The 14,846-nt window shown below is 70.9% G+C and carries 14 protein-coding genes; 11 read left to right on the forward strand and 3 right to left on the reverse strand.

Annotated elements, in window-relative coordinates; translation table 11 throughout:
* The first annotated feature begins 128 nt into the window (after positions 1-128).
* Genes apbC through DRV96_RS03890 form a run of 5 tightly spaced genes read left to right on the forward strand, consistent with a single transcriptional unit; the run spans position 129 to position 5,114 of the window.
* Positions 129-1,223, forward strand: coding sequence for an iron-sulfur cluster carrier protein ApbC (gene apbC / locus DRV96_RS03870; protein WP_119287965.1), 1,095 nt, complete (start codon positions 129-131; stop codon positions 1,221-1,223).
* An 8-nt stretch (positions 1,224-1,231) separates the two neighbouring features.
* The gene (locus DRV96_RS03875; protein WP_119287967.1) at positions 1,232-1,714 is read left to right on the forward strand and encodes a DUF3305 domain-containing protein; all 483 of its coding nucleotides are present in this window, start codon (positions 1,232-1,234) and stop codon (positions 1,712-1,714) included.
* A gap of 16 nt (positions 1,715-1,730) precedes the next feature.
* Complete coding sequence (locus tag DRV96_RS03880; RefSeq protein WP_119287969.1) at positions 1,731-2,420, forward strand: DUF3306 domain-containing protein; 690 nt, start codon at positions 1,731-1,733, stop codon at positions 2,418-2,420.
* Complete coding sequence (locus DRV96_RS03885) at positions 2,326-4,467, forward strand: 4Fe-4S dicluster domain-containing protein (RefSeq protein ID WP_235823267.1); 2,142 nt, start codon at positions 2,326-2,328, stop codon at positions 4,465-4,467. Before DRV96_RS03880 ends, DRV96_RS03885 begins: the two co-directional genes overlap by 95 nt.
* 17 nt (positions 4,468-4,484) lie before the next feature.
* Positions 4,485-5,114: a TorD/DmsD family molecular chaperone gene (locus tag DRV96_RS03890; RefSeq protein ID WP_119288122.1), complete on the forward strand. Its 630-nt coding sequence runs from the start codon at positions 4,485-4,487 to the stop codon at positions 5,112-5,114.
* 4 nt (positions 5,115-5,118) lie between these two features.
* Here DRV96_RS03890 and DRV96_RS03895 read toward each other — a convergent pair whose 3' ends face one another.
* From DRV96_RS03895 to DRV96_RS03905, 3 genes are read right to left on the reverse strand one after another with little or no spacing between them, the layout of a single operon-like run.
* Positions 5,119-5,595: a rhodanese-like domain-containing protein gene (locus tag DRV96_RS03895; protein ID WP_119287973.1), complete on the reverse strand. Its 477-nt coding sequence runs from the start codon at positions 5,593-5,595 to the stop codon at positions 5,119-5,121.
* A 56-nt stretch (positions 5,596-5,651) separates the two neighbouring features.
* Positions 5,652-7,673, reverse strand: a complete 2,022-nt coding sequence (locus DRV96_RS03900; RefSeq protein WP_119287975.1) for a sensor histidine kinase — start codon at positions 7,671-7,673, stop codon at positions 5,652-5,654.
* A 23-nt stretch (positions 7,674-7,696) separates the two neighbouring features.
* Positions 7,697-9,076 carry a sigma-54-dependent transcriptional regulator gene (locus DRV96_RS03905; protein WP_119287977.1) on the reverse strand — a complete coding sequence of 460 codons (1,380 nt, stop codon included), beginning with the start codon at positions 9,074-9,076 and terminating at the stop codon, positions 7,697-7,699.
* 211 nt (positions 9,077-9,287) lie between these two features.
* Between DRV96_RS03905 and DRV96_RS03910 the strand changes: the two genes are divergently transcribed.
* Genes DRV96_RS03910 through DRV96_RS03935 form a run of 6 tightly spaced genes read left to right on the forward strand, consistent with a single transcriptional unit; the run spans position 9,288 to position 14,844 of the window.
* On the forward strand, positions 9,288-9,488 hold the full coding sequence (locus DRV96_RS03910) for a formate dehydrogenase (RefSeq protein ID WP_119287980.1): 201 nt from the start codon (positions 9,288-9,290) through the stop codon (positions 9,486-9,488).
* Positions 9,489-9,537: 49 nt separating this feature from the next.
* Complete coding sequence (locus tag DRV96_RS03915) at positions 9,538-12,513, forward strand: formate dehydrogenase subunit alpha (RefSeq protein ID WP_119287982.1); 2,976 nt, start codon at positions 9,538-9,540, stop codon at positions 12,511-12,513.
* Positions 12,514-12,525: 12 nt separating this feature from the next.
* Positions 12,526-13,158, forward strand: coding sequence for a formate dehydrogenase FDH3 subunit beta (fdh3B, locus tag DRV96_RS03920; RefSeq protein ID WP_119287985.1), 633 nt, complete (start codon positions 12,526-12,528; stop codon positions 13,156-13,158).
* Positions 13,155-13,394, forward strand: a complete 240-nt coding sequence (locus DRV96_RS03925; protein ID WP_119287987.1) for a hypothetical protein — start codon at positions 13,155-13,157, stop codon at positions 13,392-13,394. Before fdh3B ends, DRV96_RS03925 begins: the two co-directional genes overlap by 4 nt.
* A gap of 19 nt (positions 13,395-13,413) precedes the next feature.
* A complete protein-coding gene (locus DRV96_RS03930) occupies positions 13,414-14,541 on the forward strand; it encodes a formate dehydrogenase subunit gamma (RefSeq protein WP_119287989.1) in 1,128 nt (375 codons plus the stop codon).
* 18 nt (positions 14,542-14,559) lie between these two features.
* Positions 14,560-14,844: a hypothetical protein gene (locus DRV96_RS03935; protein ID WP_119287991.1), complete on the forward strand. Its 285-nt coding sequence runs from the start codon at positions 14,560-14,562 to the stop codon at positions 14,842-14,844.
* Positions 14,845-14,846 lie beyond the last annotated feature (2 nt).

The raw sequence follows: 14,846 nt of genomic DNA on the forward strand, positions 1-14,846 counted from the left end.
CTAGGAGCCGCCGCCCCGCTACCCGGGTAAGTACCGAGCCGGCGCGTGCCGCCGGGCCTGCCCCTGCGGACAAAGTGACGTCCGTGCACCGGTAGACTGCGTGCCCTCCCGGATCGCCTGCCACCGCCATGACCGCACCGACCGAACCGTCCCTGCTCGAGGCCCTGAAGAGCGTCGTCGACCCGAACACCGGGCGCGACTTCGTCTCGACGCGCCAGCTGAAGAACCTGCGGGTCGAGGGCGGCGACGTGTCGTTCGACGTCGAGCTCGGCTACCCGGCCAAGAGCCAGATCCCGGCGCTGCGCCGCGCGCTGATCGCCGCCGCGCGCGAGGTGCCCGGCGTGGCCAACGTCAGCGTCAACCTGACGACGAAGATCGTCGCGCACGCGGTGCAGCGCGGCGTGCAGCTGCTGCCGAAGGTCAAGAACGTCGTCGCCGTCGCGTCGGGCAAGGGCGGTGTCGGCAAGAGCACGACGGCGGTCAACCTCGCGCTCGCGCTCGCCGCCGAGGGCGCGAGCGTGGGCATCCTCGATGCCGACATCTACGGCCCGAGCCAGCCGATGATGATGGGCATCGAAGGCCGCCCCGAGTCGGTCGACGGCCAGACGATGGAGCCGCTCGAGAACTACGGCGTGCAGGTGATGTCGATCGGCTTCCTGGTGGATGCCGACAACCCGATGATCTGGCGAGGGCCGATGGCCACGCAGGCGCTCGAGCAGCTGCTGCGGCAGACCAACTGGCGCGAGCTCGACTACCTGATCGTCGACATGCCGCCGGGCACCGGCGACATCCAGCTGACGCTATCGCAGCGCGTGCCGCTGACCGGCGCCGTCATCGTCACGACGCCGCAGGACATCGCGCTGCTCGACGCGAAGAAGGGGCTCAAGATGTTCGAGAAGGTCGGCGTGCCGATCCTGGGCATCGTCGAGAACATGGCGGTGTACTGCTGCCCGAACTGCGGCCACGTCGAGCACATCTTCGGCGCCGAGGGCGGCAAGAAGATGGCCGCGCAGTACGGCGTCGACTACCTCGGCGCGCTGCCGCTGAACATGAGCATCCGCGAGCAGGCCGACAGCGGCCGCCCGACCGTCGTCAGCGACCCCGACGGCGAGATCGCCGCGATCTACAAGGCGGTCGCGCGCCAGGTGGCGGTCAAGATCGCGCAGAAGGCCAAGGACTTCAGCGCGAAGTTCCCGACGATCACGATCTCGAAGACCACCTGAAGCGCGCCATGTCCAAGCGTCCGCGCATCGAGGTCGCCGTCGTCGTCGAGCGCGAAGCGCAGCCCAACCGCTGGGAGGACTGGCGCTTCCGCATCGCCGAGGTGCTGCCCCACGAGCCGGCGTTCGGCACCGCGCCGCGCGTGCTGCGCGACGATGGCCGGCTGCAGCGCGTGCTGCACCCGGGCTTCGCCGTCGAGCTGTTCGCCGACGAGGGCGAGGGCTACTACCTGAACCTGACGTCGGGCGCGCCGGTGTGGTTCGTGATGTGGCGCGTCGACGACGCCGACGCGTCGCGGGCGAGGCCGGAGATCGTCAGCGTCTCGTACAACGAGGCCGGGCGCTGGCTCGACGCGCAGGAGCGCGTCGACTCGGTGCCGTTGTCGCCCGAGGTGCGCGACTGGCTGCAGGCCTTCACCGACGCGCACTACCGCCCGGAGCCGAAACAGCGCCGGCGCCCGGCGTCGTTCCAGCGCCCGCACGAGCGCGGCTGAGCCGCGCGCGACCGCCATGGCCGACGACCGCGACGACGGCTTCTTCTCGCGCTGGGCGCGGCGCAAGGCGCAGGCGCGGCGCGGCACCGTCGACGATGCGCCGCCCGGCACGCCGCCGGCCGCCGCGCCTGCCGCGCCCGCGGCGGCGGTCGCGGGCACGGCCACGCCGCCGGCACCGGCGGCACCGCCAGCACCGTCGGCTCCCCGCGCGCCCGACGCCGCGCCGGCGCCTGCCGCGCCGCCGCTGCCGACGATGGACGACGTCGCGCGGCTGACGCGCAGTTCCGACTTCTCCCCGTTCGTGCGTGCCGGCGTCGACGAGGGCGTCAAGCGCGCGGCGCTGAAGAAGCTGTTCAGCGACCCGCACTTCAACGTGATGGACGGGCTCGACGTCTACATCGACGACTACGGCCAGCCCGATCCGCTGCCCGCGTCGATGCTGCGCAAGATGGTGCAGTCCAAGGCGCTGGGCCTGTTCACCGACGAGCCGCCGGCGCCTGCGGCCGCGCGCGCGACGGCGCCGGACGCCGCCGACGTGCCCCCAGCGGCCGACGTGCCCGCCGTCACCGATTCCGCACCGGCCCCCGAGGCCGCCGCCGAGGCTCCCACCGATGAAGACGCTGATCTGCGACTGCAACCGCTCGATGCCGCTGGACGCGGAGGCGATCCGCGAGACGCTGGCGACGACGCCGGGCGCGAGCGCTGACGGGCTCGACACCGTCCACACGCTGCTGTGCCGGCGCGAGGCCGGCGCGTTCCAGCGCGCCGCGAAGGGCGGCGACGAGCTGCTCGTGGCCTGCACGCAGGAGAGCCGGCTGTTCCTCGAACTCAACGAGCAGACCGAGGGCGCGCCGTCGGTCGCCGAACGGCCGATCCGCTTCGTCAACATCCGCGAGGCCGGCGGCTGGAGCCGCGACGCGAAGCAGGCCACGCCGAAGCTCGCGGCGCTGATCGCCGCGGCGCAGCTGCCCGACCCCGACCCGGTGGCCACCGTGAGCTACCGCTCGGGCGGTCGCGTGCTCGTGATCGGCGACGCCGACACTGCCGAGCGCGCCGCCGCGCTGCTGGCCGACAAGCTCGACGTCAGCGTGCTGCTCGAGCGCGCCGGCGGCGCGCTGCCGCAGACGCGCGAGCACCCCGTCTACAGCGGGCGGCTGACGCGCCTGGCGGGCTGGCTCGGCGCCTTCACCGCCGAGTGGGACGCGACCAACCCGATCGACCTCGACCTGTGCACGCGCTGCAACGCGTGCATCGCCGCGTGCCCCGAAGACGCGATCGACTTCAGCTACCAGGTCGATCTCGCGCGCTGCAAGAGCCACCGCGACTGCGTCAAGGTCTGCGACGCCGCCGGCGCGATCGACTTCGCGCGCGAGCCGCAACCGGTCAGCGAGACCTTCGATCTGGTCCTCGACCTGCGCCGCGACCCCGCGTTCACGCAGCACCAGCCGCCGCAGGGCTACGTGCACGTGCGCCCCGGCGACGAGCGTGCGCTGTTCGACGCGGTGCTGACGCTGCGCGAGCTCACCGGCACCTTCGACAAGCCCAAGTTCTTCCACTACAAGTCCAAGTTGTGCGCGCACAGCCGCAACGAGAAGCTCGGCTGCGACGCCTGCGTCGAGGTCTGCTCGGCCAGCGCGATCGCCAGCGAGCGCGAGACGAGCGGCGGCATCCGCGTCGAGCCGCACCTGTGCGTGGGCTGCGGCGCATGCACGACGGTGTGCCCGAGCGGCGCGCTCGCCTACGGCTATCCCGACGCGCCCACGCTCGGCAAGCGTGTGCGCACGCTGATCGGCACCTACCGCCGCGCCGGTGGGCGCGACGCGATGCTGCTCGTGCACAGCCAGGACGCCGGCGCGAAGCGCCTGGCCGCGCTCGGCCGCGCGGCGCGCATCGATCCCGCGATCCACGGTCTGCCGGCGCGCGTGCTGCCGCTCGAGGTGTGGCACACCGCCAGCGTCGGGATCGACCTGTGGCTTGCGGCGATCGCGTGCGGCGCGAGCCAGATCGGCGTGCTGCTGACCGACGAGGAGGCGCCGCAGTACCGCGAGGCGCTCGCGGCGCAGATGGCGCAGGCGCAGGCGATCCTGAACGGCCTCGGCTACGCCGGCACGCACCTGCACCTGTTCGAGGCGCGCGACGACCGCGACCTGGCCGCGCTCGACGCCGCGCTGCGCCTGCCGCCGGCACAGGGCGTGCGCCAGCCGGCGGCGTTCGCGGTGCAGGCCGACAAGCGCGCGACGCTCGACCTCGCGCTCGACCACCTGCTCGCGCAGGCGCCGAAGCCGGTCGACGAGATCGCGCTGCCGAAGGCCGGCGCGCCGTTCGGCACCGTCGTCGTCGACACCGGCAAGTGCACGATGTGCCTGAGCTGCGTCGGCGCCTGCCCCGAGGCGGCGCTGGCCGACAACCCCGAGGCGCCGCAGCTGCGCTTCGTCGAGAAGAACTGCGTGCAGTGCGGGCTGTGCGAGCGCACCTGCCCCGAGCGCGCGATCACGCTGCAGCCGCGCCTGTGGCTGGCCGACGGGGGCAAGGCGCGCAAGCAGATGCGCGTGCTCCACGAGGCGCAGCCGTGGCGCTGCATCCGCTGCGGCAAGCCGTTCGGCACCGTGCAGGCGATCGAGGCGATGGTGGCCAAGCTCGCCGGCCACGCGATGTTCCAGGGCGCGGCGGCCGAGCGGCTGAAGATGTGCGCCGACTGCCGCGTCGTCGACATCTTCAGCGACCCGAACGAAGTCCGGATCACCGACCTGTGAACGAGGGTGACACGCCGATGGCCCAGGATCTGAAGGCGCTGAGTTTCGCCACCGCCGACGACAGCGAGGAACTCGCGCGCGCCGAGCTTTACGGCCTGCTCGCGCGGCTGTGGTTCGCGCCGCCCGACGAAGCGCTGCTGCAGCAGTTGCGCGTCGCGGTCACCGAGGCGCCGACGCCGGGCGCGTTCCTCGAGGCGCCGTGGCAGGACCTGGTGGCGGCGATGCACGCGACGACGGTGCAGGCGGCGGCCGACGAGTACGACGCGCTGTTCCAGGGGGTCGGCAAGCCCGAGGTCTTCCTCTACGGCTCGTACTACCTCGCGGGCTTCCTCAACGAGAAGCCGCTCGTGCAGCTGCGCGACGACCTCGCGCGGCTCGGCCTCGCGCGCGACGAGACGCGCGGCGAGACCGAGGACCACGTCGCCGGCGTGTTCGAGGTGATGCGCTACCTGATCGCCGGCGACGACGTCGCGGTGTGCAACCTCGAGCAGCAGCGCCGCTTCTTCCGCGCCCACGTGCAGCCGTGGGTCGAGAAGATGGGCGACGCGGTGATCGCGCACCCGCGCGCCGACCTCTACGCGAAGCTGGCGGTATTCACGCAGGCCTTCGTGCAGGTCGAGACGCAGGGCTTCGACCTGCTCGAGTGAGGCTTCAGCCCGCCGGCGGCGGCGCCGGCGTGTCGGCGGGCGCGGCCGCGGCGGCCTGCAGCTTCTTCCACGCCTGGAAGCCGCCGGCCACCGACAGCGCCTTCGGGTAGCCGAGCTCGCGCAGCAGCGCCGCGGCCGACAGGCTGCGCCGCCCGCTGTTGCACACGCACAGCAGCAGGTGGTCGCGCCCGTGGTGCAGGCCGTTGATCGTCCTGATGAAGGTGCGCGCGTCGATCTCCTTCGGCTTGCCGGCGTCGAGTATGTCCTGCTCGTTCTCGGTCAGCGTGTCGCCGAGCATCTGCTTGACCTCGAACAGCGGGATGTGCACCGTGTCGGGGATCGCACCCTTCATCTCGATCTCGAACGACTGGCGGATGTCGATCATCGTCGCCAGCCCGAGCCGGCACAGTTCGAGCGCGGTGGGCAGCGAGACCTCGAGGCGCTCGCGCTCTTCGGGGGTGAATTCGTGGTCCAGGTCCATGGCATGGGGGATGCGCGGCGGGGGCCGCGATTGTCCCACCGCGGCGTGGCGCCAGGCTAGGCGGCCTCGGTTTCCGGCTCCAGGCGCAGCACGACGGTGAACACGGCGCCGCGGCGGCCGTCGCCGCGGTCGGCGGCGCGCAGGTCGCCGCCGTAGCGCTCGACGATGCTTCGGCTGATCCACAGTCCCAGCCCGGTGCCGTCCTTCTTGCGCGTGACGAAGGGCTTGAACAGCTCGCCGATCAGCTCGGGGCCGAGCCCCGGGCCGGTGTCGGCGACCTCGATCTCGACGGCGTCGTCGCCCGCGTCGCGCGTGGCCAGCGTCAGCTCGCCGCCGTCGGGCATCGCGTGCACCGCGTTGACGAGCAGGTTGACCAGCACCTGCTGCAGCTCGTGGCGGTTGATCGACGGCCGCCGTGTCGCGGCGAACCCGCGCCGCACCTCGATGCCGCTCTTGGCCAGTTGCGGCCCCACGAGCACGAGGCAGTCCTCGATCAGGCGCGCGACGTCGACGGCGTCGACGTAGCCGGCGAACTCGGCCGGGCGTGCGAACTGCAGCAGCTGCGTGACGATCAGCCGCATGCGCTCGACCTGCTCGTCGAGCAGCTTCAGCTCGGCGCGCACGCGCTCGACGCCGGCGGGGCCGAGCAGCTCGCGCAGCAGGTCCAGGTTGCCCTGCATCACGGCGATCGGGTTGTTGATCTCGTGCGCGACGCTGGCCGTGAGCTGTCCCACCGCGGCGAGCTTCTCGGAGCGCACGAGCTGCTGCTGCGCCGCCTGCAGCTCGCGGGTGCGCTCGGCGACCTTGGCGTCGAGCTCGGCGTTGAAACGCTGCAGCTCGCGCGTGTTGGCGTCGACCGTGTCGAGCAGGTGGTCGAGGTGGCCCGCGAGCTGCGCGATCTCGTCGCTGCCGGCCACCGGACCGACGCGCGCGTCGGCATGGCCGGCCTCGACGGCCTGCATCGTGCGCGCCATGCGCTCGACCGGCGCGAAGATGCCGCGCGCCCAGCGCAGCGACACGGCGGCGGCGGCGATCATCACCGCGAAGAACACGACCCCGATCGCCGCCAGCGCGCCGAACTTGACCCACGTGAACGGCGCCTCGAGGAAGCCGACGTAGAGCATGCCCACACGCCGGCCGTCGCCGTCGACGATCGGCTTGTAGCCCGAGACGTACCAGTCGCTGACGACGAACGCGCGGTCGAGCCACGTGCTGCCGCGGTCGAGCACGGCCTCGCGCACCTCGCGCGAGACACGCGTGCCGATCGCGCGGCTGTCGCTGCCCTCGCCGGTGGCGTCGGGGTCGAACAGGCGCACGTTGGTGCTGATGCGCACGTCGTCGAGGAACAGCGTCGCGGTGCCCTGGCTGCCGAACGGCAGCGAGCCGGCCGGGTAGACGATCTCGTTGATGTGGTCGATGAACGCCAGGTTGCGGTTGAGCAGCACGCCGCCTTGCACCCAGCCGCGCAGGCGCCCGTCGGTGCTGCGCACCGGCGCGCTGGCGAGCACGACCATCGCACGGTCCTCGACGCGGCGTTCGGTGGGCACCGCGTTGCGCGTGGGCAGCAGCGGCACCGGCACGCGCGACTGCAGCGCCGGGGCGAGCCGGGCGACGACCTCCGGCGCCAGGATCTCGATCGTGGCCTGCGCGCCGGCGGTCGCCGGTGTCGCGTGCAGCGGCGCGTCGGCATCGCCGGCCGGCGGGGTGCCGTGGTCGGTCACGCGCAGCCGGCCGTCGGCGTCGCGCCAGTTGACGAAGTCGAGCGCGCCGCGCTGCTTGACGTCGCGCAGCAGCGTGACGAGCGCGTGTTCGTCGTAGGCTGCGATGGCGCGCTGCAGCGCGTGCGAGTCGGCCGCCGACGCAGTGCTGGCCGCCACCTCGCCGAGCACGCGCTCGAAGTAGCCGTGCGCGACCGCGAGGTCCGAGCGCACCTTCGTGATCAGCAGGCGGTCGAGCGCGACGCTGGCCCACCACAGCAGTGCCACGCCGAGCAGCGGCAGCACGACGACCAGCGGCAGCAGCACCATCGCGAGCAGCTTGCCGCGGATCGACTGCGGCGCCAGGCGTTCGATGCGCATCGGTCGCCCGTCTCAGCGGGCCGTCACACCGCCCACTCGGCGCAGCGGCGCTCGAGCGTGCGCCGCGAGATGCCCAGCAGCTTCGCCGCGCGCGTCTTGTCGCCGGCCACCGATTCGAGCACCGACAGGATGTGCTGCTTCTCGAGCGTGTGCAAGTCGGTGGGCGTGCCCGCCGCGGGGCCGCGCGCCGCCGGCCGTGCCGGCGCCATGCGCGGGTACAGCGCCGAGACGTTGAGCGCGCCGAGGATCAGCGAGCGCTCGATCAGGTTGCGCAGTTCGCGCACGTTGCCCGGCCAGTCGTACTGGCGCAGGAAGTCGAGTTCGTCGGGCGGCACCTCGATCGGCGGCACGCCCAGCTGTGGCGCCAGCGTGGCGACGAAGTGCGTCACCAGCGCCGGGATGTCTTCCTTGTGCGCGCGCAGCGGCGGCAGGTTGATCTCGACCACCTGCAGCCGGTAGTACAGGTCGCGCCGGAAGCGCCCGGCGTCGCACTCGTCGGTCAGCTTGCGGTTGGTCGCCGCGACGATGCGCACGTCGACCGGGATCTCCTGCTCGCCGCCGACGGGGCGGATGCGCCGGTCCTCGAGCACGCGCAGCAGCGTGGCCTGCAGCGGCGGCGGCAGCTCAGCGATCTCGTCGAGGAACAGCGTGCCGCCCTGCGCGTAGACGAACAGGCCGTCGCGGCGTCGCGCGCCGGCGCCAGCGTGGCCGAACAGCTCGGTCTCGATCGTCTCGGGGGAGATCGTCGCGCAGTTGACCGGCACGAACGGGGCGTGCGCGCGCGGGCTGCCGTGGTGCAGCGCGAGCGCGACGAGCTCCTTGCCGGTGCCCGACTCGCCGGTCAGCAGCACCGTGCTGCCGAATCCGGCCACGCGCTGGATCGCCGCGCGCAGCCCCTTGATCGCGATCGAGTCGCCGACCAGCCCGTCGGCCGGCGGCGTGCGCTGCGACAGCGTGCGCCGCAGCACCCAGTTCTCGCGCTTGAGCAGCCCGCGCTCGAGGCCGTGCTTGAGCGCATTGAGGATCTGCGTGAGGCGGAACGGCTTGAGGATGAAGTCGCTCGCGCCGGCGCGCAGCGCCTCGATCGCGGTGTCGAGGTCGGCGAAGGCGGTGATCAGCACGACCTCGCAGTCGTTGCCTTCGTCGCGCAGCTCGCGCAGCCACTCGATGCCGCTCTTGCCGGGCAGCGCGATGTCGAGGATCACGAGGTCGAAGCGGTGGCGGCGCAGCAGCGCGGCGGCCTCCTCGGCGCTGCCGGCCTCGTGCAGCTCGCCCACCCGCGGCGCGAGCGCCTTGCGCAGGAAGTTGCGCATGCCTGGCTCGTCGTCGACAACGAGCACGGCGGCCATCGGCCAGCGGTCGGTGGCGGCGGTCGGGGCGGCGGGGGCGGGCGACGAAGCCATGGCGGCTGCAGGCCAGCAATTGTAGGAAGGCGGCCGCCTAGGCGCCGGCGACGACAGCCTGTCGGTATGGCGCGACAACTTGTCGTGGCAAGCGCGGGCTGCCACCGATTGGCACGCCGGCGTCGCTGGCGGCTAATCCCGATCGTTGGCGGGGCGATGGCCCGCCGGTGTTGCGTTGCAACATGTTTGAGTCCATCGCGAGGAGATCCCGATGAAGGAAAGCCCCGAGAAGATCTCGCGCCGCCGCGTGTTCGCCGGCGCCGGTGCCGTCGGCGCGGTGGCGGCGGTGGCCGCCGTGGTGCCCGCCGTCAAGCCCGATGCGGTCGCCGACGCGAAGCCGGCGCCCGAGAGGAAGGACGGCTACCAGGTCACGCAGCACGTGCTGCGCTACTACCAGACCGCGCGCGTCTGACGCCCGCGCCGGTGCTGCTGCCCCCGAACCGCACGAGCAAGGAGACGTGATGTTGCTCACCCGCAGAACCCCGTCCAGCACCGGCGCCGCACCGTCGGGGCTGGTGTCCAGCCTCGCGCGCGGCGTGTCGCGCGCGATCCCGACGATGGACCGCCGTGCCTTCCTGCGCCGCTCGGGCCTCGGCGTCGGCGCCGGCTTGGCCGCCACGCAGCTGACCCTCGTCAAGAAGGCGCAGGCCGCCAGCGAGACCAAGGGCGGTGACGCCGGCGCGAAGGTCGAGGTCAAGCGCACCGTGTGCGGGCACTGCTCGGTGGGTTGCGCGATCGACGCCGTCGTGCAGAACGGGGTGTGGGTGCGTCAGGAGCCGGTGTTCGACAGCCCGATCAACCTCGGCGCGCACTGTGCCAAGGGCGCCTCGGTGCGCGAGCACGGCCACGGCGAGTACCGCCTGAAGTACCCGATGAAGCTCGTCAATGGCAAGTACGAGCGCATCAGCTGGGACCAGGCGCTCGACGAGATCGCGAAGAAGATGCTCGCGCTGCGCGAACAGAGCGGGCCCGACTCGATCTTCGTGATCGGTTCGTCGAAGTACAACAACGAACAGGCCTACCTGCTGCGCAAGTGGGTCACGCTCTGGGGCACGAACAACACCGACCACCAGGCGCGCATCTGCCACAGCACCACCGTCGCGGGCGTCGCGAACACGTGGGGCTACGGCGCGATGACGAACTCCTACAACGACATGCAGAACGCCAAGGCGGCGCTGTACATCGGCAGCAACGCCGCCGAGGCGCACCCGGTGTCGATGCTGCACATGCTGCACGCCAAGGAGAACGGCTGCAAGATGATCGTCGTCGACCCGCGGTTCACGCGCACCGCGGCGAAGGCCGACGAGTACGTGCGCATCCGCTCGGGCACCGACATCCCGTTCCTGTTCGGCGTGCTGTACCACGTCTTCAAGAATGGCTGGGAGGACAAGAAGTACCTCCACGACCGCGTCTGGGGCATGGACAAGGTGCGCGAGGAAGTGCTCGCCAAGTGGACCCCGGACAAGGTGCAGGAGGTCTCGGGTGTCGACGAGGCCACCTGCTACAAGGTCGCCAAGATCATGGCCGAGAACCGCCCAGGCACCATCGTCTGGTGCATGGGGCAGACGCAGCACACGATCGGCAACGCGATGGTGCGTGCGTCGTGCATCCTGCAGCTGGCCCTGGGCAACATCGGCGTGTCGGGCGGCGGCGCCAACATCTTCCGCGGCCATGACAACGTGCAGGGCGCGACCGACGTCGGCCCGAACCCCGACTCGCTGCCGGGCTACTACGGTCTGGCCGAGGGCTCGTTCAAGCACTACGCCGCGGTGTGGGGCCTCGACTTCGACTGGATCAAGTCGCGCTACGCGCCGGGCATGATGACCAAGCCCGGCATGACGGTGTCGCGCTGGATCGACGGCGTGCTCGAGAAGAACGAGCTGATCGACCAGGACAGCAATCTGCGCGGGCTGTTCTTCTGGGGTCACGCGCCGAACTCCCAGACGCGCGGCCTCGAGATGAAGCGCGCGATGGACAAGCTCGACCTGCTCGTCGTCGTCGACCCGTTCCCGAGCGCGACCGCGGCGATGGCCGCGATGCCCGGCCGTCCCGAGGACCAGAACCCGAACCGCGCCGTCTACCTGCTGCCGGCGGCCACGCAGTTCGAGACCAGCGGCTCGATCACGGCGTCGAACCGCTCGATCCAGTGGCGCGAGCAGGTCATCGAGCCGCTGTGGGAGAGCCGCACCGACCACATGATCATGTACCAGCTCGCCGAGAAGCTCGGCTTTGGCAAGGAGCTGGTGAAGAACTACAAGATGGTCAAGGGCAAGGGCGGCATGGAGGAGCCCGAGACCGAGTCGATCCTGCGCGAGATCAACCGCGGCGTGTGGACCATCGGCTACACCGGCCACAGCCCCGAGCGGCTGAAGGCGCACATGCGCAACATGCACGTCTTCGACGTCAAGACGCTGCGCGCGCGCGGCGGCGTCGACAAGGAGACCGGCTACAAGCTCGACGGCGACTACTTCGGCCTGCCGTGGCCGTGTTACGGCACGCCCGAGATGAAGCACCCGGGCAGCCCGAACCTGTACGACACGTCGAAGCACGTGATGGAAGGCGGCGGCAACTTCCGCGCGAACTTCGGCGTCGAGCGCGACGGCCAGTCGCTGCTCGCCGAGGACGGTTCGCACAGCAAGGGCGCCGACCTGACCACCGGCTACCCCGAGTTCGACCACCTGCTGCTGAAGAAGCTCGGCTGGTGGGACGAGCTGACCGACGAGGAGAAGAAGGCCGCCGAGGGCAAGAACTGGAAGACCGACCTGTCGGGCGGGATCATCCGCGTCGCGATGGTCAACCATGGCTGCCACCCGTTCGGCAACGCGAAGGCGCGCGCCGTCGTGTGGAACTTCCCCGACCCGATCCCGCAGCACCGCGAGCCGCTGTACAGCAACCGGCCCGACCTCGTCGCGAAGTACCCGACGCACGACGACCGCAAGGCGTTCTGGCGCCTGCCGACGCTGTTCAAGACGGTGCAGGAGGCGAACAAGGACATTGGCAAGGAGTACCCGCTGATCATGACGAGCGGCCGCCTCGTCGAGTACGAGGGCGGCGGCGAGGAGACGCGCAGCAACCCTTACCTCGCCGAACTGCAGCAGGAGATGTTCGTCGAGATCAACCCGCGGGCGGCCAACGACCGGGGCATCCGCAACGGCGAGTACGTCTGGGTGCGCACGCCGCCGATGGCGCAGGTGCCCGGCTTCAAGGGCATCAAGGTCAAGGCGCTGGTCACCGAGCGCGTCGACGCCGAAACGGTGTTCCTGCCGTTCCACTTCTCGGGCCGCTGGGGGGGCATCGACCTCGCACCGTATTACCCGCAGGGGGCGATGCCGCTGGTGCGCGGTGAGGCCGTCAACACCGCGACGACCTACGGCTACGACAGCGTCACGATGATGCAGGAAACCAAGACCACGCTCTGCCAGATCGAGCGTGCCTAAGGAGATCGCGACATGGCCCGAATGAAGTTCATCTGCGACGCCGAGCGTTGCATCGAGTGCAACGGCTGCGTCACCGCCTGCAAGGCCGAGCACGAGATCCCCTGGGGCGTCAACCGCCGGCGCGTCGTCACGCTCAACGACGGCGTACCCGGCGAGAAGAGCATCTCAGTGGCGTGCATGCACTGCGCCGACGCGCCATGCATGGCGGTGTGCCCGGTCGACTGCTTCTACCGCACCGACGAAGGCGTCGTGCTGCACGACAAGGACGTGTGCATCGGCTGCGGCTACTGCAGCTACGCGTGCCCGTTCGGCGCGCCGCAGTTCCCCACCAACGGCCAGTTCGGGCTGCGCGGCAAGATGGACAAGTGCACCTTCTGCGCCGGCGGCCCCGAGGCCAGCGGCTCGAAGGCCGAGTTCGAGAAGTACGGTCGCAACCGCCTCGCCGAAGGCAAGCTGCCGGCGTGTGCCGAGATGTGCTCGACGAAGGCGCTGCTCGGCGGTGACGGCGACGTCGTCGCCGACATCTTCCGCACGCGCGTGCTCACGCGCGGCAAGGGCAGCGAGGTGTGGGGTTGGGGCACGGCCTACGGTCGGCCCAGTGGCGGCGCGCCGGCGCCGCAGAAGGCGGAGACGACCAAGTCATGACCACGACGATCTTCCGCGCGGCGGCGCTCTTCGCATTCGCCGTCGCCCTCACCGCCTGCGGTGAGACGGCCACCTCCGACCAGACGGTGCGCAAGACCGACAGCCCGGCCTACCAGGGTGCCGCCAATCCGTTCGTGGTCGACGGCTGGAAACCCGGTGACGCGTCGAGCTGGGAACAGCAGATGCGCACGCGCGCCCAGGGCCAGAACGAGTACTCGCGCACGACGGGCGGTTGACGCCCGCGAAGGAGACGGCATGCAAGCCTCGATCCGAACGCTGATCCTCACCGTCGGCCTGGCTCTGTCCGCGCTCGCCGGCGCGCAGCAAGCACCGGCAGCCGGCGGCCCGCCCGCCGGATTCGTCGCCCCGGCCGACCCCCGGCCCGACGAGAGCAACGCCGAGCGCGCGAAGAGCCAGCCCGGCAACAATGCGCCGTTCTGGCGCGCGGTGCGTGAGTCGGGCGAGCAAGCCGGCTACACGTCGCTGCCCGGTGCCGAGAAGGGTGTGCTGATCCAGTCGTTCGTGCAGTACCCCGGATCGCGTTACACGACCGCCGGCGAAGCGTGGCGGCAGGTGCGCAACGACTGGATCCTGCCGTACGGCGGTGCGCTGCTGCTGATCGCGGTGCTCGCGGTGGCGATGTTCTACTGGCGCCGCGGGCCGATGGGTGGCCACGAGGCGCAGACCGGCCGGCTGATCGAGCGCTTCACCTACTTCGAGCGTGCGGCGCACTGGACGGTCGCGATCACGTTCGTGATCTTGGCGGTATCGGGCATCGTGATCGCGTGGGGCAAGTATTTCCTGCTGCCCATCCTCGGCGGTACGCTGTTTGGCTGGCTGACCTACGCGCTGAAGAACGCACACAACTTCGCCGGGCCGGTGTTCGCCGTCGCGCTGCTGGTGTTCATCGTCGGGTTCATTCGCGACAACATTCCGCGCGCACACGATCTGAAGTGGCTCGGCAAGGGTGGCGGCATGTTCAGCGGCGAGCACGTGCCCTCGGGCAAGTTCAACGCCGGCGAGAAAATTGTCTTTTGGGGCGGCGTGATCGTGCTCGGGCTGATCGTCGTCGCGTCCGGCCTCGTGCTCGACAAGGTTTTCCCGACGCTGCTCACCTACGATCGCGGGCAGATGCAGGTGGCGCACATGATCCACGCCAGTGCCGCGGCGCTGATGATGGCGATGTTCGTCGGCCACATCTACATGGGCACGATCGGGGTCAAGGGCGCCTACCAGGCGATGCGCACCGGCTACGTCGACGAGGGCTGGGCCAAGGAACACCACGAACTGTGGTACGAGGACATCAAGGCCGGCAGGATTCCCGCGAAGCGCTCGGCCGAAGCCGCTGCGGGGCCGGTCGCGTCGGCCGGCGCACAGGGTTAACCAGGAGGACTGCAGACCATGAGCCGCAAGCATCTGTGGACCGCCGCGCTGGTGCTGGCCGCGGCGCCAGCCCTCGCGAAGCTGCCGCCGCCGTCGGAGGAAGCCAAGGCCAAGGCGGCCGAGGCCGCCGCGCGTGCCGCCTGGGCTGGCAAGGTCGCGAACTACAAACTGTGCCTGTCGATGGAGCGTGTCGCGGCGAAGTACCGCGCCGACGCGCAGAAGGCCGGCAAGCAGCCGCCGGCGGCGACGCCGACGCCGGCTTGTGTCGATCCCGGGCCCTTCGTGCCTCCGTCGCAGAGCTGACG

It is taken from the genome of Azohydromonas sediminis (assembly GCF_003574675.1).
Lineage (GTDB): Bacteria > Pseudomonadota > Gammaproteobacteria > Burkholderiales > Burkholderiaceae_C > Calidifontimicrobium > Calidifontimicrobium sediminis.